This is a genomic window from Mesorhizobium sp. B2-8-3 (assembly GCF_006440815.1).
Taxonomy (GTDB): Bacteria; Pseudomonadota; Alphaproteobacteria; order Rhizobiales; family Rhizobiaceae; genus Mesorhizobium.
Genome location: NZ_VFTW01000019.1, coordinates 25,983 through 49,059, shown reverse-complemented (window position 1 = coordinate 49,059; position 23,077 = coordinate 25,983). Strand labels below are relative to the sequence as shown.

Below are 23,077 nucleotides of genomic sequence, written 5' to 3'. Positions count from 1 at the left end.
GGTTACTGCGTGTCCACCTCCGAATTTGGAGCCGGTGGCATGCACCAATGACAGGGAGAGCGCCCCTTGAAGGGCGCGGACAGGAGAAAAAAGATGCGTGTCGGCTGCCCCAAGGAAATCAAGAACCATGAATATCGCGTCGGTTTGACGCCCGGCTCGGTCCGCGAATATGTCGCGCATGGCCACGAAGTGCTGGTCGAGACAGGCGCTGGCGCCGGTATCGGCGCCGACGACAACGCCTACCGCGCCGCCGGCGCGACCATCGCCAAGACGGCCGCCGACGTGTTCGCCAAGTCGGACATGATCGTCAAGGTCAAGGAGCCGCAGCCCAACGAATGGGTCCAACTGCGCGACGGCCAGATCCTCTACACCTATCTGCATCTCGCTCCCGATCCGGAGCAGACCAAGGGTCTTCTTGGCTCGGGCGTGACCGCGGTCGCTTATGAGACCGTAACAGACGATCGCGGCGGCCTGCCGCTGCTCGCCCCGATGTCGGAAGTCGCCGGCCGCCTTTCGATCCAGGCCGGCGCGACCGCACTGCAGAAGGCCAATGGCGGCCGCGGCGTGCTGCTCGGCGGCGTGCCCGGCGTGCTGCCCGGCAAGGTCACCGTGCTTGGCGGCGGCGTCGTCGGCCTGCATGCGGCCAAGATGGCGGCCGGCCTCGGCGCCGATGTCACCATCATCGACCGCTCGATCCCGCGTCTGCGCCAGCTCGACGACATTTTTGGCGGCCGCGTGCATACGCGTTACTCGACCGTCGAAGCGCTGGAGGAAGAATGCTTTTCGGCCGACGTCGTGATCGGCGCCGTGCTGATCCCGGGCGCCGCCGCGCCCAAGCTCGTGACCCGCGAAATGCTTTCCGGCATGAAGAAGGGCTCGGTGCTGGTCGACGTCGCGATCGACCAGGGCGGCTGCTTCGAGACCTCGCATGCCACGACGCATGCCGATCCGACCTATGAGGTCGATGGCGTGATCCACTATTGCGTCGCCAACATGCCCGGCGCCGTGCCGGTCACTTCGGCGCACGCGCTCAACAACGCGACACTGCATTACGGCTTGCAACTCGCCGACAAGGGCCTCAAGGCGCTGGTCGACGACCATCACCTGCGCAACGGCCTCAATGTCCATAAGGGCAAGATCACCAACCGCGCCGTCGCCGAAGCGCTCGGCTACGAAATGGTCGAACCGAAGGCGGTTCTTGCCGCCTGATAAATTCGCAGAGATTTCCTTCAGTCGCCCGCCGGGTCACTCCGGCGGGCTTTTTCTTGAGCGCAAACTGGTCGCGTCAAGAAAACCGGGCAACAAAAAAGCGGAGCAAAAGCCCCGCTTCCTCGAATGTTGCGACCTGCCGCCGGTCCATCCGCGGTCGGCAAATCATCAACAACTGCTTTCTAGCGCAGTAGTGCGACGGGAATACGACAGTCTTGAAATGCGCCTTTTCTCGTCTTCCGCCAATATGCGCCCTTGTGTGAAATGCTTCACATTCGCTCGACAAGAAAGACGCCTAGAGACGGACCGTTACTGGCGGCCTGAGCCTGCCGGGTCGGACAAGTCCGGCCCGGACAGCACTGGCCGACAGCTTCTGTCAGACCCTCCAACGGGCCCGCCCGACCATCGGCGGGCTTTTTTTTTGGTCATGCCCGCTCGATGCGGCATTGATAGCAATTGTTCCGGGCCGAGCGGACATGGATGTAGGCGATGTCGTCGCGCCCGAACAGCGTCCGCGCCCGGGCGGCAATCTCGCCGGTCGGCGTGACGGCGCCGCTGCCATAGACGATGCGATCGTCCTCGCCATAGCCCCTGACGATATAGTCGCTGCTTTCGAGCATCTCCGGCAGCGCATCGCCCTCGGCGGCGCGCTCGCATTCCTCGGCGTGGAGGAAGATCGGGCCGGTTTCGGCATAAGGTTGCAGTTGCGGGAACGGCCGGTAAGCCACGATCAGGTAGCCTTTGCCCGCGGCGACATTCTTCATGCAGTGCCTGCAGGGTACGCCGTCGCCATCGGAGATCCGGTGCTCCGGGGTGCGGCCGTAGGCGTCGGGCCCTCCTCGCTGCAGGGCACGCACGGCTTCGGTCGGCAAGGCTTTGAACTGGATGCCCATGGCAATCTCCGGTGTCGATTTCCGGAAATTATGCCTGTGCGACGGTGTCTTCCACCCGATTCCTGACTGACGCCGCGCACAAGTGAAAGAGCCCGGCCGCCTTGAACAGGCCGGGCTCCGTTGTCGGTATTATCGGCTCAGCTTCACCGCACGAAATCGTCGAAGCGGCGCAGCGTCACGCGCCGGTTGCGCCAGTTCTCCTGCTGGGTCTGCACAAGCAGGAATTCCTCGCCATAGCCGACGGTGTCCAGCGCGAAGGCGGGCACGCCGAACTCACCCACCAGCGTCCGCTTCAGCGACGCGGCGCGGCGTTCGGACAGGACCTGGTTCGATTCGAAAGAACCCACGGCGTCTGTATGGCCTTCGATCAGGATGCGGGCGCCGCGGTCGCGCCGCAAGATGCGATGGAGCGCGTCGGCAATGATTTCGACCTTGCCGTATTGCGAAGGGGCGATGGCGGCCGAGCCGAATTCGAAATTGATCGACTGGATGTCGATCGAGCGCGCCATGCGCCGCAGATCGGGCCGGCGCTTGAACTCGCGAATGGTGACGCGCTCGTTCGGGCGTAGCTTCTTCCTGGGCGCGGCGTCGAGCTGGCGCTCGATCGTGGCAGCCGAAGGCGTGGTCGCCTGCGCGGATGCCAGGCTCGGCATGGCAATTGCCGCGATCATGGCTACGGCGAATGTACGTCGGGTCAGCATGTCTTTTCTCCTACAAGCCCGGCCTCGTAATGCGGCCGGGACAATGGCAAAGACAGTCTGAAGCGGCGATGAACGAGGCGTTCAGGCGGTGAGACGTTATAGCTTGCCGTTCGGAATTGCTTGAACGGCTTAGCCTCGCATGACGCTGGCCGAGCGCTCGGCGAAGCTCAGCGGATGCACGACCTCCTTCTTCTGCGCCACCGGCGTGAAGCCGAGCTTCTGGTACAGCGGGAGAGCCGCCGGATGGTCGAGCGTGCAGGTCTGCACGGTGACGCGCCTTGGCCCAAGCGCCCAGGCCGCCGAGATCGCGGCGCCAAGGAACCAGCGGCCGATGCCCTGGCCGTGCGCATGCTCCATCATGCCGAAATAGGCGAGATCCACCTCGTCCGGCAGATGCGGCTTGAGGTCGAAGAAGCCGGCGGGAGCGCCGTCGAGATAGAGCACCCTGATGTCGCGGTCCTCGCGGTGCAGGCCGGCGGCAAGCTCCTCGTCGCTCAGCCTCAGCACATTGACCCAGTGCCATTTGCGCCCGACGCGATCCATCAGATAGCGATAGAAATGGAGTGGGATATCTTTCGTCTTCAGCAGCGCGATCTGGCGGTTGTAGGGGATCGGCGGCGAAACCGCCGGCGCCGCATGCATCTCCAGGAACGTGACCGTGACATCGATATCTTGCAGCGCGCCGTTTTCCATCATTCTTTCCCCGTCACCACCGGCGTGTCGCCGAGACCGCCCCATTCTGTCCAGGAACCATCGTAAAGCCGGTTATCGGTATGGCCGAGCGTCTCCAGCGCCAGCGTGATCGCCGCCGCGGTGATGCCCGAGCCGCAGGACGTGACGACCGGCTTCGACAGGTCGATGCCGGCGCCCTCGATCACCTTGCGCAAGCGGTCCTTGGGCAGCAACTCGCCATTCTCGGCAAGCGCCGTGATCGGAACATTGCGCGCGCCAGGCATATGGCCCGAGCGGACGCCTGGGCGCGGCTCCGGATCTGTGCCGGCAAAGCGGCCTGAAGAGCGCGCGTCGGCGATCTGGCTTTGCCGACCGCCGACGATCCTGCGCATCTCGTCGAGCCCGACAACCCGGCCCGCGTCGAAATCGGCGTGGAAGACGCTTGGCGCGATCTTCGTCGGCTCAGCCGTCACGGGTCGCCCCTCGGCCTTCCAGCGGTCGATGCCGCCGTTCAGGATGTAGACCTGAAAGACGCCCATGACGCGGAACATCCACCAGGCGCGCGGCGCCGAGAACAGGCCTGGACCGTCATAGACGACGATCGTGTCGTCGGCCGAAACGCCCATGGCGCCGACATATTGGGCGAAGTGCTGTGGCGAGGCCAATGTGTGCGGCAGTTTCGAATCCGGATCGGAAACCGCATCCTGGTCGAGGAAGCGCGCGCCGGGAATGTGCGCGGCATCGTATTCGGCGCGGGCGTCGCGCTTTTGCGCCGGCAGGTACCAGGAGGCGTCGATGATGGTGAGGCCGGGCTCGCCAAGCTGCTTTTCCAGCCAGTCGGCGTCGACGATGAAAGGGCTGTCCTGCGCCATTTTTGTTCTCCCTGCCCCGCCTCGCCTTAACGTCAATTCGCCGGTATCGATCCGAAGCGGATACGGAAGCGCCGGTTCTCGCGGCCTTTCTTCTCGATCTTGCCGATATGGATCTCGCCGACCTCGCCGGTCGACTTCACATGCGTGCCGCCGCAGGGCTGGCTGTCGATCGAGCCGTTGGCGCCGATGCAGACCAGGCGGATTTTTCCTGTACCGACGGGTGGGCGGACGTTCTTCGATTTGACCAGGCCGGGATTGGAGGCGAGTTCCTCGTCGGTGATCAGCCTTGTGAAGATCGGATGGTCGGCGCGCACCAGCTCCATCAGCCTCGCCGTCACATCCTCCTTGCTGAAGCCGGCGTCGGGAATGTCGAAGTCGACGCGGCTGTCGTCTTCGGCAACCGCCGCCCCGGTGATCGGAAACGGACAGACCACGGTCAGCAGGTGGCAGGCGGAATGCATGCGCATCAGAAGGTGCCGCCGCTCCCAGTCGATCAAGAGCTTCAGCCTTTCGCCGACAGCGGGCAGCGCGTGCTCCGGTGCCGGCACATGGATGATCTCGTCCTTGGTCTCGCCGGTGATGGTGGCGGCGATCGCGATGCGGCCGCCGTCGGCACGTTCGAGCATGCCGGTATCGCCCGGCTGTCCGCCAGACGTGGCATAAAAGATCGTTCGGTCGAGCAGGATGCCGCCACGGTCGTTGACGGCGATAACCTCGGCCTCCGCCGTCTTCTGATAGGCGTCGTCGCGAAACCGCGCCTCGGTTTTGTACGCCATCATGCCACCTTTTCGAACGGCACTGAAATATCGGCTTTTTCTTCCATCCAGCCCGGCACCGGAAGATTCTTGCCGCGCAGGAACTCCGGATTGAAGAGCTTGGCCTGGTAGCGCGTGCCGTAGTCGGCAAGGATCGTCACGATGGTGTGGCCTGGTCCGAGCTCGCGCGCCAGTCGGACGGCTCCGGCGATGTTGATGCCGGTCGAGCCGCCGACGCAGAGCCCCTCTTCCTGGATCAGGTCGAAGATAATCGGCAAAGCTTCCTCGTCCGGGATCTGGTAGGAGAAATCCGGCGTGAAGTCTTCCAGATTGGCGGTGATGCGGCCCTGGCCGATACCTTCGGTGATCGAGCTGCCATCGGATTTCAGCTCGCCGCTGGTGTAGAAGCTGTAGAGGGCGGCACCCAGCGGGTCGGCGAGCGCGATCTTGACGTCCTTGCTCTTGCCCTTGAGCCCGAGCGCGACACCGGCGAGCGTGCCGCCGGAGCCGACGGCCGAGACGAAGCCATCGATCTTGCCGTTGGTCTGAGCCCAGATTTCCTGCGCGGTCGTGCGGATATGGCCGTCGCGGTTGGCGACATTGTCGAACTGGTTGGCCCAGATCGCGCCGTTCGGCTCCGAGCGCGCCAGTTGCTCGGCAAGGCGGCCGGACAGTTTTATGTAATTGTTGGCGTTTTTGTAGGGCACCGCCGGCACTTCGATCAGCTCCGCGCCCAGGATCTTGATCGTGTCCTTCTTTTCCTGGCTCTGCGTGTCGGGGATGACGATGACGGTGCGGTAGCCAAGCGCCTTGGCGACCAACGTCAAACCGATGCCGGTGTTGCCGGCAGTGCCTTCGACGATCAGCCCCCCGGGCTTGAGCAGGCCGCGCTGCTCGGCATCGCGGATGATGAAAAGGCCGGCCCGATCCTTTACCGATTGCCCGGGATTCATGAACTCGGCCTTGCCGAGGATCTCACAGCCGGTCGCTTCCGAAGCTTTGTTGAGCCGGATCAGGGGCGTGTTGCCGATCGCTTCGATCACAGAACGGGGCATGCGGGATTCCTTCATGTGTGCGGCGAGACCCTAAAAACCGGAAGCCGCGGTTTCAAGGCAAGATTTTGCCTGGTCCAGTCGCATTCCGGATGGTGCAATGCTCGCGATCATTTCAACGTCATGCGCAAAACCGCTCTTTTCAACCGATTTCTCCGCCGCTAGAGCAAACCGGAACATTCGCAGGACATCCCATGGCACTCTACCGGGCCAATCCGAAAGACGGTGTCGCCTGGATCACGGGCGGCAGCAGCGGCCTTGGCCGGGCATTGGCCAAGGATCTCGCCAATCAAGGCTATGCCGTCGCGGTGACGTCGCTGCCGGAAGATCCAGCCGACACGCTGATCGTCGAAACGGCGCAGATGTCCGGACATGTGAAGTCCTTTCCCTGTGACGTGACCGACGAGCAGGGCATGGCGCGCGCGGCCGCCGCGATCGAAGAACAGATGGGGCCGATCGTGCTTGCCGTCTTCAACGCCGGCAACTATATCGCCACACCCGGCGAGAACCTGGTGGTGCGCGATTTCCATCGCTCCTTCGCCGTGAACTATTTCGGCATCGTCAACGGCGTGGTGCCGGTCGTCGAGCATATGCGCGTGCGCGGACGCGGCCATGTCGTCCTGGTCGGATCGGTCACCGCCTATTGCGGCTGGCCGACCACGGCGGCCTATGGCGGCACCAAGGCCGCGATCAACATCCTGGCGGAGTCGCTGAAATACGACTTCGACAAGATGAACATCCGCGTTCAGGTCATCAATCCGGGATTCGTCGACACGCCGCTGACCGAAAAGAACAAGCTGCCGATGCCGGGCCTGATGCCTGTACATCGCGCGTCACGCCGCATGGCGCGCGGCATCAGGAAAGGCGGCTTCGAAGTCACCTTCCCGTACCACGTAAGCTTGCCCCTGAAACTGCTCAGCCTGTTGCCGCGGCCGATCTGCCGGTTCGTCATTGGTCTCACCACCCACTGGTGGGGGCGGCCATTGCATTTCGACCGCAGGCTGCCCGGCAAAAAAGATCCGCCCCGCGACAAGGCGACATAAGCCGGCGAAACGGCGATTGCCTGCCGGCGGGGACGGCCATAGGTTGAGAATCATTGCTTGGAGACTGTAATGGGGCGGCGGATCGTGCTTGCGGTGCTTGGCCTTGCAGTCGTCCTGGTCGCCGGTTTCTTCCTTGGTCCGCGCGTGTCGGTCGATACGACAATCCGTTTCAATCCGTCGGCGATCGGCGACGATCCGCAGGCCTATCTGGCGCGTGAAGAGGCTGCCGTGCCCAACATCCGTGACGGGCTCGACAAGGAGATCATCTGGGCGAACCCGATGGTCCATGCCAAGACGCCCTTGGCCATCGTCTATATCCATGGCTTTTCCGCCTCGAAGGGCGAGGTCCGCCCCTTGCCGGACGACATTGCGGATGAACTGGACGCCAATCTCTTCTACACGCGCCTGACCGGCCACGGTCAGGACGGCGCGGCAATGGCGCAAGGCAGTGTCAATGCCTGGATCAACGACTATGAGGAGGCGTTGGCCATCGGCCGCGCCATCGGCGACAAGGTGATCGTCATCGGGACCTCGACCGGCGGCTCGCTGGCGGCGTGGGCCGCAACGCAGCCGGGCGCTTCGGACGATGTCGCCGCGATCGCGTTCATATCGCCCAATTTCGGCGTCAAGGCCTCCGGCGCCGAGTTGCTGACCATGCCCTGGGGCGGGCAACTCGCCGAGCTCGTTGGCGGCAAGGAGCGCAGTTTTCCGGCGCGCAACGCGCTCCACGAAAAGTTCTGGACCACCAGATACCCGATGAAGGCGGTGCTGCCGATGGCCGCGCTCACGGAACTCGCCTATGGCGCGCCGGTCGAGAAGGCGACGATCCCGGCCCTGTTCATCTTCTCAGATTCCGACAAGGTGGTGCGACCCGACCGGACGCGCGAGATTGCCGGACGCTGGGGAGCTCCGCACGAGCTGGTGCCGGTCGACGATACCGGCGATCCGGACAATCACGTCATCGCCGGCGATGTGCTGTCGCCGCAGACCACGGCCTTTCTCACCCAGCGCATCGTGGTGTGGGTGAAGGCGCTGATGCAGCAGCAGTCAGGCGAGTGAAGTCGGGCCAGTGAAATGAAAAACGGCCGAAGCATCGCTCCGGCCGTTCCTGTTCGCGTGATTCTGCTGGGCTCAAGCAGCCCGGTTCGCCGGACGCTTGCCGCCGAAGCGGCGCTTGTTGTTGCCCTTGAAGCGCTTGAAGCCGTCAGGCTTGCTCGAGCCATTCGGCTTGGCCGCAGCCGGGCGTTCGCCCTGCGGCTTCGGAGCGCGTTCGCCATGAGGCTTGCCGCCGAAACGCTTGTTGTCGCCACCGTTGCCAGGACGGCGGCCATCGCGGCGGGCGCCGTGATGTTCGCGATCATTGGCCGGTTCAAAATGACGCTCGGTCTTTTCCCTGGGGTCGCGCTGCGGATCCGGGCTGCCGAGATGGTCGGCAACAACCGGCAGCTTCATGCGGATGATACGCTCGACCTGCCGCAGCTTGGCGTTCTCCGAAGGATCGCAAAGCGTGATCGCAATACCGTCCCTGCCGTTGCGGCCGGTGCGGCCGATGCGGTGGACGTAGCTCTCCGCCTCGTCCGGCAGGTCGAAATTCACGACATGGCTGATGCCGGGCACGTCGATGCCGCGCGCCGCGATGTCGGTGGCGACCAGGATGCGAACCGAGCCATCGCGGAAATCGTTGAGCGCCTTCTGGCGGGCGTTCTGCGATTTGTTGCCGTGGATGACGGCAGCCTCGAAACCGTCACGGGCCAGGTCCTTGGTGACGCGGTCGGCGCCATGCTTGGTGCGCGAGAACACGATCACCGAGCGCATTGCCTCGTCGGCGAGCATCTTGGACAGCACCTGGCGCTTCTGCTTGGTGCGGGCGAGCACCACACTCTGCACGATCTCGGCTGCCGCGGTGCTTTGCGGCGAAACTTCGATGCGGACGGGGTTCTTCAGCAAGCCCTTGGCAAGCTCTGCGATCTCATCGGGCATGGTGGCCGAGAACAGTGCCGTCTGGCGGTCCGGCGCGGTCGCCTTGGCGATGCGCTTGACGTCGTTGATGAAGCCCATGTCGAGCATGCGGTCGCCCTCGTCGAGGACGAGCCATTTGGTGTCGGCAAGGATGAGATCGCCCTCGCGCACCAGGTCGGTCAGGCGGCCCGGCGTGGCGATCAGAATGTCGACGCCGGGCGCAACCTTCTTCACCTGGCTGAAGCGCGAGACGCCGCCGAGCACCAGCGCGGTCGAGACATGCGCGCCCTTGGCGAGGATCTTGATGGTGTCCTCGATCTGCACGGCGAGCTCGCGCGTCGGCGCCAGGATGAGCGCACGCGTCGTCTTCGGCCGGCGCTTGGTGCCGAGCCCGATGATCTTGGACAGGATCGGCAACGCAAAGGCCGCGGTCTTGCCGGAGCCGGTCTGGGCGATGCCAAAAATGTCGCGGCCTTCCAACTGCGGCGGGATCGCCTGCATCTGGATCGGCTTGGGATCGGCGAAGCCGGCGGCATGAGTGGCCTTCAGCAACGCGCCCGAAATTCCAAGTGCGGCGAAACCATTCAGTTCCGCCATGTTTTCGTTGGTCAAAATATTCTTCTTTCACGCGGCCTTGTGGCCGCAAACATCAATGGCGGCAGGGCGCAACCTGCCGTCGGATAAATTATCATGGAACGACAAGGCGGCGGACGATCGTCCGCGCGGCTGCGCTGTCGTGCCCGCAAGCATCATGCCTCGGGGCTTTTTCGCCAGCTTGCCGATCGACCAGGGCCGATTTGCCGGAAAGAGGGAAAACAGACGCAACCAGTCTCATTCGTCGAGAAGGCCGGATTCGTTCCCGGCCCAAGCGCCTATGCCGCTGCATATGGCCGAGTCCGGCCCGAAATGCAAGGGGCTTCATGTTGCAGTGCAACAAAAATGAGGGCGCTTGCGCTCCCCTATCCTGGCGATTACCACAAATCACTTATCCGTTTTGGGGACCAGCGATGAAAGACGTGCTGAAGGAACTCGAGCGCCGCCGCGAGATTGCCCGCATGGGCGGCGGCAAGGACCGCATCGAGGCGCAGCACAAGAAGGGCAAGCTCACCGCTCGCGAGCGTATCGAGGTCTTCCTCGACGAGGGCTCGTTCGAAGAGTTCGACATGTATGTCGAGCACCGGTCGACCGATTTCGGCATGGAGAAGACCAAGATCGCCGGCGACGGCGTCGTCACCGGCTGGGGCACCGTCAACGGTCGCCCGATCTATATCTTCGCCAAGGATTTTACCGTGTTCGGCGGCTCGCTGTCGGAGGCGCATGCGGAGAAGGTCATCAAGGTCCAGGAGATGGCGCTGCGCAATCGCGCGCCGATCATCGGCCTCTATGACGCCGGCGGCGCGCGTATCCAGGAAGGCGTGGCGGCACTCGGCGGCTATGCCGAGATCTTCCAGCGCAACGTGCTCGCCTCCGGGGTCATCCCGCAGATCTCGCTGATCATGGGTCCCTGCGCCGGCGGCGACGTCTACTCGCCTGCCATGACCGATTTCATCTTCATGGTGCGCGACACCTCCTACATGTTCGTCACCGGGCCGGACGTGGTAAAGACAGTGACCAACGAGACGGTGACCGCCGAAAGCCTCGGCGGCGCTTCCGTCCACACCACCAAGTCCTCGATCGCCGACGGCGCCTATGACAACGACGTCGAGGCGCTCTTGCAGATGCGCCGGCTGGTCGATCTGCTGCCGGCCTCCAACACCGCCGAAATTCCCGAGGTCGAGTGCTACCAGTCAGTGACGGATCACGACCTGTCGCTCGACCGGCTGATCCCGGACAATGCCAACAAACCCTATGATATCAAGGAACTGATCCTGAAGGTTGCCGACGAAGGCGATTTCTTCGAGATCCAGCAGAGCTTTGCCAAAAACATCGTCACCGGCTTCGGCCGGGTCGACGGCCGCACGGTGGGCTTCGTCGCCAACCAGCCGATGGTGCTGGCAGGCGTGCTCGATTCCGACGCCAGCCGCAAGGCGGCGCGCTTCGTGCGCTTCTGCGATTGTTTTTCTATCCCGATCGTCACCTTCGTCGACGTGCCGGGCTTCCTGCCGGGCACCGCGCAGGAATATGGCGGGCTGATCAAGCATGGCGCGAAGCTGCTCTTCGCTTATGCCGAGGCGACCGTGCCGAAGATCACCGTGATCACCCGCAAGGCCTATGGCGGCGCCTATGACGTGATGGCGTCGAAGCATCTGCGCGGCGACATGAACTATGCCTGGCCGACGGCACAGATCGCCGTGATGGGCGCCAGGGGCGCGGTCGAGATCATCTATCGCAAGGACATCGGCGATCCAGAGAAAATCGCCGCGCATACAAAGACTTACGAGGATCGCTTCCTGTCGCCTTTCGTCGCTGCCGAACGCGGCTATGTCGACGAGGTGATCATGCCGCATTCGACCCGGCGCCGCGTCGCGCGGGCGCTGCGCATGTTGCGCAACAAGGACATGCAGAATCCCTGGAAGAAGCACGACAACATTCCGCTGTGAATAAGACTTCCGCCAGATGAAAGGACGACAACCGCTAACATGAGCGCGGAGACGAAATGCGAATAACACTTGCGGCCCAGGGCCTTATTCCGTGCAAGGGCTATGGCGGGATCCAGCGGCAGGTCGAATGGCTGACCACGGAATTGGTCAAAATGGGGCATCCGGTGACGCTGATCGCCGGCCCGGGGTCGTCGCATCCGATGTGCGAGGTCCGCCACGCGGTCACCAATGACGAGTGCCGCGCGGCCGTTCCCAAGGACACTGACATCGTCCATCTCCATGCCTGGAAGGTCGAGGTCCCCTTTCCGACGCTCAATACCGAGCGCGGCCACCTGCCGGACTATCCGAGGCCGCAGCCGAACTGGAGCTTCATCAGCGCCCGCCATGCCGAGCTGCATGGCCGCAAGACCTTCGTCTACAACGGCTTTCCGGTCGATGCCTATCGCCTGGCGCCGTCGAAGAACGACCATCTGTTTTTCATGGCGGCCATCGCGCGGGCCGGAAAGGGTCTCAACCGCGCGGTGGACCTCGCGAAAAAATACGATTTCAAGCTCGATATCGCCGGCGGCTCGCGCTGGAAGCTGCTTGGCCGCAGCAAGACCCGCCGCGAGGGTGTCTTCTTCAAAAGCCTGTCGTCGCGCTTCCGCTATCACGGCATGGTCGATGGCGAACCGAAGGTGCGCCTGCTGGGCGAGACCAAGGCCTTTCTGAACCCGATTTCGTGGGAAGAGCCATTCGGCAATGCGCCGGTCGAATCGATGCTGTGCGGCACGCCGGTCCTCACGACGGCACGCGGCGCACTGCCCGAAACTGTCGATGCCGACACCGGCCGTTTCTTCGACACGGATGAGGAGTTTGCGCGCGGCTTCGGCGAAATTGGCGGTTTGCCAGCGCAAAGATGCCGCGAATCCGCGGCAGACAGGTTTCCGATCGAGAAGGCCGCAAAAGCCTATGTCGAGCTCTACCACCGCATTCTTGATGGCGAAGCGCTTCCGTGACAAATCATGCAGGCATTTCCCGTCGGCGATGGCCGTTCCGGATCGAGAAGGTATCGCGCATTGCGCCCCATCCTGGTTTTCTGTCTGCCGGCGATCGGTGACTTCATCCGCTGCCACGCGGCTATCCAGATCATCGCCGAGAGATCCCCGGGGCAGCCGATCGATATCATCACCTCGAGGATCGCCGCGCCGCTGGCGCGGCTGATGCCGCATGTTCGCAAGGTCTGGATAGCGGAGAAGGACTGGAAGCCAGGGCTGAAAGAGCGGGCGCGCCTGTCGCGAAAACTGCGCGAAGAGGATTATCAGGCGGCCTATATGCTCACCAGCAGCACCAAAGCTTCGCTGGTGCCGTGGCTTGCCGGAATACCGGAGCGCGTTGGCTATCCGCGCGAGTTCCAGTTCGGCATCGTCAACCGCCTGCCCGCCGGCTGGCTGAAAGCGATGGTGGCCTTCGGCCCGCGCAAAACGCGGCTGGCGGAACAGGTCTGCGCAATCGCACGTCTCGGCAAAAGGCCAGCCGAAGACGGGCCGTTGCCGGCTCCGCAATTGGTGGTCTCCGCCGAGGAGCTTTCCGGTTGGCGTCGGCGCAATGGCGTCGACCCGGACAGGCCGGCGCTCGCGCTTTACACTTCGGATTTTGCCAACAAGCGCTCATGGCCGATCGAACGCTTCGTTTCGGTCGCGCGCGACCATGCTGCCTGCGGTTGGTCGGTTTGGCTGATCGGCGGGCCGCGCGAGCGGCAGGCCGCGGCGGAAATAAAGGCGCGACTGCCTGAGGCGATCGATTTCACCTCCACACCCGATATTGCGGAAGCGATGTGCCAGATCGCGGCCTCGACCGTCTTTCTCGGCGTCGACGGCGGCATTTCCCATGCCGCCGGCGCGCTGGGCGGTCCGTGCGTGCTCATCTACGGTTCGAACCGAGCCTATGTGCACGGTCCGGTCAACGAGCAGGTGATTTTCCTCGAGCCGCCGATTTCGACACCGGGTTGGGTGGAGAACACGCGCGCAGTGACCGAAGACAGGGTTCGCGAGGCGCTCGCGGCAGCGATCCGAAAAAACGCGCCGCAATTCGCCTGACTTATTCCTCGGCCGCCGCTCCGAAACCCGCGCCCATGCTCGCGCGAACCGTGGTCGTCCAAGGCGTGGCGTGGTTGTCGATGCGCATCTGGAAAATGAAATAGGTCGGCGAGCAGAAACCTATGCCTTTGACCTTGGCGGCGCCCGGCGTGTCCGCCGGCAGCGACTGGCACATATAGTCCTCGCGGCAGAAGTGATCGGCAGAGCAAGCCGGGCGGTTGCCGCGATTGACGGCGCCACCGAGACACTGGTCGAAATTGTTGGTGGCCACGCAGATGTCGAACTTCTTGCCGCCGACCAGTCCACAGATCTCGCTGGGCATCGGCTTGCCGGGTTTAAAGGCGGCGAAGGCGCGATCTTTGTCATCGCAGGCGCGATAGGCGAAGCCGCCTGGAACGCCGATCTTCGGCGGCCGGCAGGTATAGGCGGTGCGCGAGATCGCCGGCGCGAAGGCGGCGAACTGGCCGGTGATCTTGTAGCGGTCGTTGAAAGGCTGTGCGCCGTTGCTGGCGATAGTTCCGGTCAGGCATGGGTGGCCGGAAAATATTTTGTCGCTCTCCCTGGGCAGCAGGCATTGCGCCAATTTGGTTCTTACGCCCGAAGCGGTGGCGATCGGCATACAAACCGTGCCGGCGCCGCATTGCCAGGTGCCGCCGAGGCGACTTGCGTCTTCCGGCATCAGGCATGGCATCGCCGTTTCGGCCGGTGTGTAATCGACCTCTCCTGCATCTTTCCAGGCGGCTGGCGGGGCGAAGGAGAGCGGGCGGAAGCGGTTGGGCTCCTTGCCCTCGGCGGTCGCCTTGAGCCACGCCTCGCGGCGCGGGATCTCGGCATGCAGATGCGGCGAGATGCCGACCTCGAGGCGGTTCAACGGTGAGGTCGTGGCGTCGTCCAGACCGATGAAATGGAAGCCGGCGGTCGAGCCCGCCTGATGGCAGCCCTGGCAGGCGCCGTTGTCGAGCCGCTCGACCAGAGCTTCCGGCGTACGTACCAGTTTCAGATTGGAATAGTCGAGCCCGGCAAAGTCCTTCGGGTCGAACAACGGCGTGAACGGATGATTGGCTTGCCTGGCGCTGCCGAAGGTCGACCAGGAGACGACTTTCCGGGCGAGAAATTCATCCGGGATTTCGTAGACGCCGAGATCGACGGCCGCGGCATTGGCGCGAACATAGTCGGCAAGCCGTGCCTTGAGGTCAGCATCCTCGGCAAGCCGGGCGATGTCCGGCGTATTTTCCAGCGGCTTTTGGCCGACCGTCGAACCATCGATGCTGAAGATGCGCATCAGGTAAGCGGCCTGCCCGCCGAACTCGGTTTCCTGGCCGGAAGGAAAGCGCACAACTTGCGCGTTGAGCTCGAGCTGCTTGAAGGAAAGGCTCGTCTTCTCGATCGGCCCGCCGGTTAGCCAGCCGGCATCGACCGTTTCGTCGATCTGCGGCGTCCAGCGGCCGGCAGGGCCCACGCAGCCGCCATCGGCGTCTTGAGCGACGCGGTATATCGCGCTGAAGTTGAACGGCAGGCGCGAGGCCAGTTGCCTGCCGTTCTTCTTGAAGCTGTAGGCCAGGCGATAGATGAACCGCACCTCGCCGCAGCTCGTCTCGTTGCCAAGTGCTGCGAAATCGCGCCGGTCGAGCCGGTTGACGACGCCGACAAGGCGAAAGCGCGCCGCGTTCGTCTTCAGCCAGCGCATGTCGATGATGCGGCCGACATTGCCGTCGGTCACTTCGTAGAGAGTGCGGCCGCCAGTCTTCATGTCGCCGCGCAACGCGGCGACATCGCCGGCCACCGTGTCGACGATGGCGTGGTAGGTGGGCACCTCATCGTAGAGGGATTTCAGGTCGTCGCTGCCGTCGACGCCGAACAGGCCGGCGAAACCGTATCCGCTGGCGTCGAGCGTGGCGAGGATGCGCGGGTCGTCGACGATGGTGATCGGGCGGTCGGCGGCGCGCGCCGACTGCGTCGCGGATAGAGTCAGGAGAAGGACTACGATAGAGAGCACCAGCCGTTTCATCGGACAGCGCTCTCCGCGAGTTCGCGAAGAACCGGCACCATGGCCAGAGGCAGGTCCTCGGCTATCAAACCCGGCCCAAAACGGCTGCCGGCCTCGGCGTGGATCCAGACCCCGGCGCAAGCCGCTTCGAAGGCCGGCATGCCTTGCGCGAGAAGCCCGGCAATGATGCCCGCCAGCACGTCGCCCGAGCCGGCGGTGGCGAGCCAGGGCGCGCCATTGCTGTTGATCGCGGCGCGGCCATCCGGCGAGGCGATCACGCTGTCGGCGCCCTTGTAGACGATCACGGCGTTGGCGCGGCGCGCAGCTTCGCGCGCCTTGGCCAGTTTGGACAAAGCCTTGTCACCCGCAATGTCGGCAAACAGCCTGCCGAACTCGCCCTCATGCGGCGTCATGATCAGGGCCGGCGCGCCAGCCCTGCCGGCCGCCTCGAACAGCGTCGCGGCCGCGTTGCGAAAAGACGTGATGCCGTCGGCGTCGAGCACGAGGCCCTCGACGCCGCCGTCCTGGCGTTTCCTGGCGAGCACGGCAAGGGTGAAATCGCGAGCCTTGTCGCCGATACCGAAGCCGGGGCCGAGGACGAAGGCGGATGGTCTGCGATCGCCGATAAGGTCATGCACATCTTCGATCGCATCGACCTTGCGCAGCATGATCGAGGTCAGATGCGCCGCGTTGACCTGCATGGCGTTCGCCGGCGAGAGCACGGTGACAGCCCCTGCCCCGCTTCGGGCTGCCGCAAGCGCCGAAAGGCGCGCCGCGCCCGTCGCGGATGGTCCGCCCGAAAAGACACTCGTGTGGCCGCGCTTGTATTTGTGCGTGTCGACGGCCGGCGCGGGAAAGGTCGCGATCCAGAGCGCGGGTCGATTCTCGAAGGCTCGCGGCGCGACAGCGTCGATAATCTCGTCACGAATGCCGATATCGGCCAACACGATCTCGCCGCATCGCTCTCGGCCCGGCAGAAGCAGGTGCCCGGGCTTCTTTCGCGCGAAGGCCACCGTGAGGAGAGCGCGAAATGCCGGGCCGAGGACTTCGCCGCTTTCGCCGGAGACGCCCGAAGGCAGGTCGATCGCGACAACCGGCAGGTTCATCGCCGTCACGATGTCGACCGCGCCCTTGGCGTCGCCGGATAGCGGCTTCGACAAGCCTGCGCCATAGATCGCATCGACAACCAGCGAGCCAGCCTCCGCGGAGAAGGCCGAAAGCAGGTGCCGCTCCAGAGTGCAGTCAGCCGCCGCAAGCGCGGCATCGCTGCCTGCCCGCGGTTCGCGGGATGTCCACAGGGCTACATCCACGCCCGCCTCGGCCAGCAGCCGCGCCACGACATAGCCGTCGCCGCCATTGTTGCCGGGGCCGCACAATACATGCACCCTCGTTGCGGCCGGATAACGCGCCAGCACGACGGCAGCGACCGCCTCGCCGGCACGTTGCATCAAGCGATAGCCGTCGAGCGGACCGGCCGCGATTGCCAGTCTGTCGGCCTCGGCCATTTCGGCCGGCGACAGAAGTTCATTGTACATGGGATTGCCGATCTCCATGCGATCAAGCATTGTCCAGTTTTCGGTTCGAAGCAAACCAGCGCAACCGCGCATCATCTTGCCAAGGCGGTCGCATCCGGGAGGGGTTCTGCCTGCAAATTGCGCTGCCTGCCTATTTTTTGTGCGGGCGTGAGGAGGAGCGATGTATAGGATTTGAGCGTCCATGACGCATCCGATGCAGCGGATGACGCGAATGTGCATCCGGACGCGGCATGGGCGCGAAAACGCCCCTCGCCGCCTGCGCTCCTCAGGATTGGCACGCTTCGTGCTTGATGGAGGCGCAAGCGGGCCACACAACCCGTCTTCTTGGCAGTGGAGGCCACTTTTTACATGAAAAAGATCGAAGCGATCATCAAGCCATTCAAGCTGGACGAAGTGAAGGAAGCGCTTCAGGAGGCCGGACTGCAAGGCATCACTGTCACTGAGGCCAAGGGTTTCGGCCGCCAGAAGGGACACACGGAGCTTTATCGAGGCGCCGAATATGTCGTCGACTTCCTGCCCAAGGTGAAGATCGAAGTGGTGCTCGGCGACGAGGCCGTCGAAGGCGCCATCGAGGCCATCCGCAAGGCGGCGCAGACCGGCCGCATCGGCGATGGAAAAATCTTCGTCTCCAACATAGAGGAAGTCGTGCGCATCCGCACCGGCGAGACCGGCATCGACGCCATCTGACCGACCTTCAATCATTCCGGACGTCATCACACAGGGAAGAAATGACATGACGACAGCCAAAGACATCATGAAGCAGATCAAGGACAACGACGTGAAATTCGTCGACCTGCGCTTCACCGATCCGCGGGGCAAGCTGCAACATGTGACGATGGATGTCGTCGAGGTCGAGGAAGACATGTTTGCCGACGGCGTCATGTTCGACGGCTCCTCGATCGCCGGCTGGAAGGCGATCAACGAGTCCGACATGGTGCTGATGCCGGACACGGATACGGTCCACATGGATCCGTTCTTCGCGCAGTCGACCATGGTCATCCTGTGCGACATCCTCGATCCGGTCTCGGGCGAAGCCTATAACCGCGATCCGCGCGGCACCGCCAAGAAGGCCGAAGCCTATATGAAGTCCGAAGGCATCGGCGACACGATCTATGTCGGCCCGGAGGCCGAGTTCTTCGTGTTCGACGACGTCAAGTACAAGGCCGATCCCTACAACACCGGCTTCCGTCTCGACTCGACCGAACTGCCGTCCAACGACGACACCGACTACGAGACCGGCAATCTCGGCCACCGTCCGCGCATCAAGGGCGGCTATTTCCCGGTGCCGCCGATCGATTCCTGCCAGGACATGCGCTCCGAGATGCTGACCGTGCTCGCCGAAATGGGCGTGCGGGTCGAAAAGCACCACCATGAGGTCGCCGCCGCACAGCACGAGCTCGGCATCAAGTTCGACACGCTGGTGCGCAACGCCGACAAGATGCTGATCTACAAGTATGTCGTGCACCAGGTCGCCAATGCCTACGGCAAGACGGCCACCTTCATGCCGAAGCCGGTGTTCGGCGACAACGGCTCGGGCATGCATGTCCATCAGTCGATCTGGAAGGGCGGCAAGCCGACCTTCGCCGGCAACGAATATGCCGGCCTGTCGGAGAGCTGCCTGTTTTATATCGGCGGTATCATCAAGCACGCCAAGGCGATCAACGCCTTCACCAACCCGCTCACCAACTCCTACAAGCGTCTGGTGCCGGGCTATGAGGCGCCGGTGCTGCTCGCCTATTCGGCGCGCAATCGCTCGGCCTCGTGCCGCATTCCGTTCGGCAACTCGCCGAAGTCGAAGCGCGTCGAGGTCCGCTTCCCCGATCCGGGCGCGAACCCCTATCTCGGCTTTGCCGCCATGCTGATGGCTGGTCTCGACGGCATCAAGAACAAGATCCATCCGGGGCAGCCGATGGACAAGGACCTCTACGATCTGCCGCCGAAGGAACTGAAGAAGATCCCGACCGTCTGCGGCTCGCTGCGCGAAGCGCTGCAGAGCCTCGACAAGGATCGCGGCTTCCTGAAGGCCGGCGGCGTCTTCGACGACGACCAGATCGATTCTTACATCGAGCTCAAGATGGCCGAGGTCATGCGCTTCGAAATGACCCCGCACCCGGTCGAGTACGACATGTACTATTCGGTCTAAGCTTCTGATCGAACGAAAGTTTCGCCCTTGGAAGGCTCTCACTTCCAAGGGCTTTTCATTTCTGAAGACGGGTTTTCGCGTCCACGCTTTCCAATCGGCAAAAAAGAACCCCGGCGTTTTGCCGGGGTTCTCGCATGGACAGGTGTCGGAGGGCTGACGCCTATCCCGCAAGCTCGTCGGGGCCGTGCAGCATCCAGTCGGCTCGGCGCGACAGGAACAGCAGGAAATAGATCGCGGCGACGGCCATGATCGCCAGCGTCGCAATCAGGCTCGGGCGTCCGAAGGCGGCGTCGAGCCAGTTCTGGTAGGCAACATAGACAAGTGCCACGAAGGCGAGGATCGCCGGCACCGGAAACAGCGGCATACGATAGTGGCCGCCCGCGGTGGTGCCGTTGCGGCGGCCGGCGAAGACCGCGACGCAGAGCAGCGCATAGATCACCACCAGCGACGTGCCGCTGACCACCAGCAAGAGGTTGAGGTCGATAAAGCAGGCCAGTGCGGCCAGCACCACCACCACGATGGTGGCGATCCATGGCGAAGCGTAAGTGCCATGGACGGACGCGACCGCGTTGTTGATCGGCCCGAACCAGGTCTTGTCGCGGCCCGAGCTGAACAACAGCCGCGCCGCCTGCAGGATGATGGCGATGACGGCGTTGAAGATGGCGACCGCGATTGCCAGGCTGATCGCCACCGTCAGCCAATGACCGCCGCGCGCCTCGAGAAAATACTCGATCTTCTGGGATGCGGAGAGCAGGCCGACGAGATCTGGCGCGCCGAGCAGCACCGCGGTCAGTGGAATGAGCTCGGCGGCGACCGTGATCACCAGCGCCCAGAGCACCACCTTGCCGATGTTGCGCTTGGCGGCGTGCGTCTCTTCGCCGAAATAGGCGGCGGCGCCGTAGCCGTTATAGGCAAAGAGCGACACGGCGGTGGATGCGAGGATGATGGCGGCCGAGGCCGGAACCAGCGTGTTGGTCGTGGCGTCGAGCAGTTGCGGCGCGGTGAAAAGGCTGGAGAGCGGCCGCTCGATATGCGTGAAGCCAAGCCAGATCAGGACCAGCAGCGCCAGCGTCTCGATGCCGAGGAAGATGCCGGTGACGAAAGCGTTGAGCTTGATGCGCATGGCGGCGACGGCGCCGGCCAGGATGATGGTCACCACACCCACCCACTGCGGGCTGAGATTGGGAATGAGGACGCCGAGATAGGTGCCGACGCCGAGCGCGATGACCGCGACGATGAGCACGATCGACACGAACACGAGCACCAGCGTGACGAAACCCCAGAAGCGCCCGAGCGTGCGGCCGATCATGGTGTATTCGCCGCCGGCCATCGGGTAGGCCGAGGAGAGCTCGGCATAGACGAAGGCCATGAACAGGCCGATGACGGCCGCGATCACGAAGCTCAGGAACGAGCCGGTGCCGGCCAGCGCAATGACGCCTGGAACGATGATGAAGACGGATGATGCCGGCGTCACCGCCGATAGCACGATCATCAGCGTGCCCAGCGCGTTCAGCGCCCGGTCGAGACCCTTGGCGCCGGGCGCGACCTTGTCGGCGGCCTCTGTAGTGGCTTCGTTTGTGGACATTGTCCTCCCCTTTTTTTAATTTGATAAAAATTACTATCCGTAACGGAAGCTAGCCGCGTCGACACATAGCGTCAACAAATATGCGATATGTCGGCTTGCAAAAATCCACTGGTCAGTTTTTATTGAATCATATTCAGGAAAATGAAATGGGCAGACCCAAGACACAGACCGATCGCCGCCTGATCCTGGTAGCGGCTGCGGAATCGATGATCGCCAAACGCGGCCTCGCCGCCGTCACCTTGCGCGACGTGGCCAACGAGGCCGGCATGAGCTCGAGCGCCCTGCTCTATTACTATCCCGGCCTCAAGGAGCTGCTGGACGACGTGCAGGCAAAGGCGGTCGAGCGCTTCTGCACGCAGCGCGCGGCAGCGGTCGCAACAATCGCCGATCCGAGGGCGCGCCTGAAAACAATGCTCGACAGCGGCCTGCCGACCGACCCGGGCGACCAGCTTTGCCGACTTCTCCTGGAGCTCGTCGCCTATTCGCGCTCGGACGCAAGCTATGCCGCCCGACACATCACGCTGTTCGAGCGCCAGGTGGCGATCTATGTCGGCATCCTCGAAGCGGGCGCGGCGACCGGCGTCTTCGTGCTCAATGCTGCGAGCGAAGTCATCGCCCGCAGTCTCGTCGTCATGGAAGACGGGCTCGGCCTTCACCTCGTCAACGTCGTGCCGGCTGTCGACCACGCCTCGGCAATGGCGATCCTCACCGGTTACGCCGAACTCGCGACCGGCTGCAGCCTACGCTGAGCCGGCTTTCATCAACGGAGCATCCTCAGCATGGATCAACGAATAGACTTGACCACCACGCCGGCCGGCAAGACGCGCGCCCGCGGCCTCGGCATTCCCCTGCCGGGCACCCCGGGACCTGCCAATGCCATCACCGATGTCGATGGCGTGCTCGTCGGCTATTCAACGCTGATCAAGGGCGGCGGTAAGCTCAACATGGGTCACGGGCCAGTCCGCACCGGCGTCACCGCGATCCTGCCGCTCGGCCGTGACGGCATCGGCGTGGCTTTGGCTGCCGGCTATCATTCCTTCAACGGCAATGGCGAGATGACCGGCGCTTCATGGCTGGAAGAGGCCGGCAGCCTCTCCATGCCGATCCTGATCACCAACACGCACGCCGTCGGCCCCTGCCATCGCGGCATCATCGACTGGGTAGCGCGCAACAAGCCCGAGGTGGCGAACCAATGGCTGCTGCCGGTGGTGGCCGAGACCTGGGACGGCTATCTCAACGACATCAACGGCTCGCATGTCACCGTCGACCACGCGATCGAGGCGATCGAGAATGCGGCCGCCGGCGCCATCGAGGAAGGATCCGTCGGCGGCGGCACGGGCATGAACTGCTACGCCTTCAAGGGCGGCTCCGGCTCAGCGTCGCGGATCGTCGATTATGGCCACCGCGCCTACACGGTCGGCGTCTTCCTGCAGGCCAATTTCGGTTCACGACATGAGATCAGCATCGCTGGCGTTCCGCTCGGGCACGAGCTTACCGCCGACAATCCAATGGAGGTGTATTTCAGCGGTCGGCCGACGGGCGCCGGCTCCTGCATCGGCATCGTCGCCACCGACGCGCCGCTGCTGCCTGGACAGTGCAAGGCGCTGGCGCGGCGCGTGCCGCTCGGGCTGGCGCGCACCGGCACCGCTGGCTCGCATTTTTCCGGCGACATCTTCCTCGCCTTCTCGACTGCCAACCCTGATGCGCTCAATGGCCGCTTCCCGAAAGGCGCGCCGACCGCGGAGAGCTACAGCCATATGGACTTCGTTCCCTGGGGCCGCATGGACGACTTCTACACGGCCGTCGTGCAGGCGACCGAGGAGGCCGTGCTCAACGCGCTGGTCGCCAACGAGGATATGGTCGGTCGTGACGGCAACCGCACCCCCGCCCTGCCGCACGGCCGAGTGGTGGCGGCGCTTAAATCGCGTGGCGTCATCACCAGTTGACGATAGTCGGCGGAGATTTCTCGCTGGTAGTTGCCATGCAAAAAGCCCCGGCGTTGACCCGCCGGGGCTTTTTTGTCGTTCTCGTCTTATCACAGGCTTAAGCCTGT

Annotated in this window: 21 protein-coding genes; 11 read left to right on the top strand and 10 right to left on the bottom strand. The window is 63.7% G+C overall.

Going from position 1 to position 23,077, the window contains the following annotated elements; genetic code table 11:
* Positions 1-93: 93 nt before the first annotated feature.
* The gene (gene ald, locus FJ418_RS23390) at positions 94-1,209 is read left to right on the top strand and encodes an alanine dehydrogenase (protein WP_040982961.1); all 1,116 of its coding nucleotides are present in this window, start codon (positions 94-96) and stop codon (positions 1,207-1,209) included.
* Between the two features lie 425 nt (positions 1,210-1,634).
* On the opposite strand, the gene FJ418_RS23385 is transcribed toward ald, so the two are convergent.
* The 6 genes from FJ418_RS23385 to FJ418_RS23360 form a co-directional block, all read right to left on the bottom strand.
* The gene (locus tag FJ418_RS23385) at positions 1,635-2,102 is read right to left on the bottom strand and encodes a DUF1203 domain-containing protein (protein ID WP_140657196.1); all 468 of its coding nucleotides are present in this window, start codon (positions 2,100-2,102) and stop codon (positions 1,635-1,637) included.
* Between the two features lie 143 nt (positions 2,103-2,245).
* Positions 2,246-2,803, bottom strand: a complete 558-nt coding sequence (locus tag FJ418_RS23380; RefSeq protein WP_140646255.1) for an OmpA family protein — start codon at positions 2,801-2,803, stop codon at positions 2,246-2,248.
* A 129-nt stretch (positions 2,804-2,932) separates the two neighbouring features.
* Positions 2,933-3,496: a GNAT family N-acetyltransferase gene (locus FJ418_RS23375; protein WP_140869627.1), complete on the bottom strand. Its 564-nt coding sequence runs from the start codon at positions 3,494-3,496 to the stop codon at positions 2,933-2,935.
* Positions 3,496-4,347: a 3-mercaptopyruvate sulfurtransferase gene (gene sseA, locus FJ418_RS23370; RefSeq protein ID WP_140869624.1), complete on the bottom strand. Its 852-nt coding sequence runs from the start codon at positions 4,345-4,347 to the stop codon at positions 3,496-3,498. Before sseA ends, FJ418_RS23375 begins: the two co-directional genes overlap by 1 nt.
* A gap of 32 nt (positions 4,348-4,379) precedes the next feature.
* Entirely contained in the window at positions 4,380-5,123 is a 744-nt protein-coding gene (locus FJ418_RS23365; protein WP_140869755.1) for an alanyl-tRNA editing protein, read from the bottom strand.
* Positions 5,123-6,157: a cysteine synthase A gene (locus tag FJ418_RS23360; RefSeq protein WP_140869621.1), complete on the bottom strand. Its 1,035-nt coding sequence runs from the start codon at positions 6,155-6,157 to the stop codon at positions 5,123-5,125. The genes FJ418_RS23365 and FJ418_RS23360 overlap by 1 nt, the downstream gene beginning before the upstream one ends.
* A 191-nt stretch (positions 6,158-6,348) precedes the next feature.
* On the opposite strand from FJ418_RS23360, the gene FJ418_RS23355 reads away from it, so the two are divergent.
* Entirely contained in the window at positions 6,349-7,197 is an 849-nt protein-coding gene (locus tag FJ418_RS23355; protein WP_140785003.1) for an SDR family NAD(P)-dependent oxidoreductase, read from the top strand.
* Positions 7,198-7,266: 69 nt separating this feature from the next.
* Positions 7,267-8,256 carry an alpha/beta fold hydrolase gene (locus FJ418_RS23350; RefSeq protein WP_140869618.1) on the top strand — a complete coding sequence of 330 codons (990 nt, stop codon included), beginning with the start codon at positions 7,267-7,269 and terminating at the stop codon, positions 8,254-8,256.
* 72 nt (positions 8,257-8,328) lie between these two features.
* Here the strand turns inward: FJ418_RS23350 and FJ418_RS23345 are convergent, their stop codons facing one another.
* Entirely contained in the window at positions 8,329-9,753 is a 1,425-nt protein-coding gene (locus FJ418_RS23345; protein WP_140869752.1) for a DEAD/DEAH box helicase, read from the bottom strand.
* Between FJ418_RS23345 and FJ418_RS23340 the strand changes: the two genes are divergently transcribed.
* The 4 genes from FJ418_RS23340 to waaF all read left to right on the top strand — a co-directional run bounded on the left by FJ418_RS23340 (position 9,752) and on the right by waaF (position 13,774).
* Complete coding sequence (locus FJ418_RS23340; protein WP_140646259.1) at positions 9,752-10,099, top strand: hypothetical protein; 348 nt, start codon at positions 9,752-9,754, stop codon at positions 10,097-10,099. The two genes, FJ418_RS23345 and FJ418_RS23340, sit on opposite strands and share 2 nt — an antisense overlap.
* 64 nt (positions 10,100-10,163) lie before the next feature.
* Complete coding sequence (locus tag FJ418_RS23335; protein WP_140708852.1) at positions 10,164-11,696, top strand: acyl-CoA carboxylase subunit beta; 1,533 nt, start codon at positions 10,164-10,166, stop codon at positions 11,694-11,696.
* A gap of 56 nt (positions 11,697-11,752) precedes the next feature.
* A complete protein-coding gene (locus FJ418_RS23330) occupies positions 11,753-12,694 on the top strand; it encodes a glycosyltransferase (protein ID WP_140869615.1) in 942 nt (313 codons plus the stop codon).
* A gap of 60 nt (positions 12,695-12,754) precedes the next feature.
* Positions 12,755-13,774 carry a lipopolysaccharide heptosyltransferase II gene (waaF, locus tag FJ418_RS23325; protein ID WP_140869748.1) on the top strand — a complete coding sequence of 340 codons (1,020 nt, stop codon included), beginning with the start codon at positions 12,755-12,757 and terminating at the stop codon, positions 13,772-13,774.
* Position 13,775: 1 nt separating this feature from the next.
* Here the strand turns inward: waaF and FJ418_RS23320 are convergent, their stop codons facing one another.
* Together FJ418_RS23320 and FJ418_RS23315 are read right to left on the bottom strand one after the other, a co-directional pair.
* Positions 13,776-15,782, bottom strand: a complete 2,007-nt coding sequence (locus tag FJ418_RS23320) for a hypothetical protein (protein WP_140869612.1) — start codon at positions 15,780-15,782, stop codon at positions 13,776-13,778.
* A complete protein-coding gene (locus tag FJ418_RS23315; protein WP_140869745.1) occupies positions 15,779-17,296 on the bottom strand; it encodes an NAD(P)H-hydrate dehydratase in 1,518 nt (505 codons plus the stop codon). The genes FJ418_RS23320 and FJ418_RS23315 overlap by 4 nt, the downstream gene beginning before the upstream one ends.
* A 348-nt stretch (positions 17,297-17,644) precedes the next feature.
* Here FJ418_RS23315 and FJ418_RS23310 point away from each other — a divergent pair, with 348 nt between their 5' ends.
* Together FJ418_RS23310 and glnA are read left to right on the top strand one after the other, a co-directional pair.
* The gene (locus FJ418_RS23310; RefSeq protein ID WP_018428041.1) at positions 17,645-17,983 is read left to right on the top strand and encodes a P-II family nitrogen regulator; all 339 of its coding nucleotides are present in this window, start codon (positions 17,645-17,647) and stop codon (positions 17,981-17,983) included.
* Positions 17,984-18,029: 46 nt separating this feature from the next.
* Complete coding sequence (glnA, locus tag FJ418_RS23305) at positions 18,030-19,439, top strand: type I glutamate--ammonia ligase (protein WP_140646263.1); 1,410 nt, start codon at positions 18,030-18,032, stop codon at positions 19,437-19,439.
* Between the two features lie 160 nt (positions 19,440-19,599).
* On the opposite strand, the gene FJ418_RS23300 is transcribed toward glnA, so the two are convergent.
* On the bottom strand, positions 19,600-21,024 hold the full coding sequence (locus FJ418_RS23300) for an APC family permease (protein ID WP_140869609.1): 1,425 nt from the start codon (positions 21,022-21,024) through the stop codon (positions 19,600-19,602).
* Between the two features lie 146 nt (positions 21,025-21,170).
* Between FJ418_RS23300 and FJ418_RS23295 the strand changes: the two genes are divergently transcribed.
* Both FJ418_RS23295 and FJ418_RS23290 read left to right on the top strand, forming a co-directional pair.
* On the top strand, positions 21,171-21,773 hold the full coding sequence (locus FJ418_RS23295; protein WP_140869606.1) for a TetR family transcriptional regulator C-terminal domain-containing protein: 603 nt from the start codon (positions 21,171-21,173) through the stop codon (positions 21,771-21,773).
* Positions 21,774-21,803: 30 nt separating this feature from the next.
* Entirely contained in the window at positions 21,804-22,970 is a 1,167-nt protein-coding gene (locus FJ418_RS23290) for a P1 family peptidase (RefSeq protein ID WP_140869603.1), read from the top strand.
* The last annotated feature ends 107 nt before the right edge of the window (positions 22,971-23,077 follow it).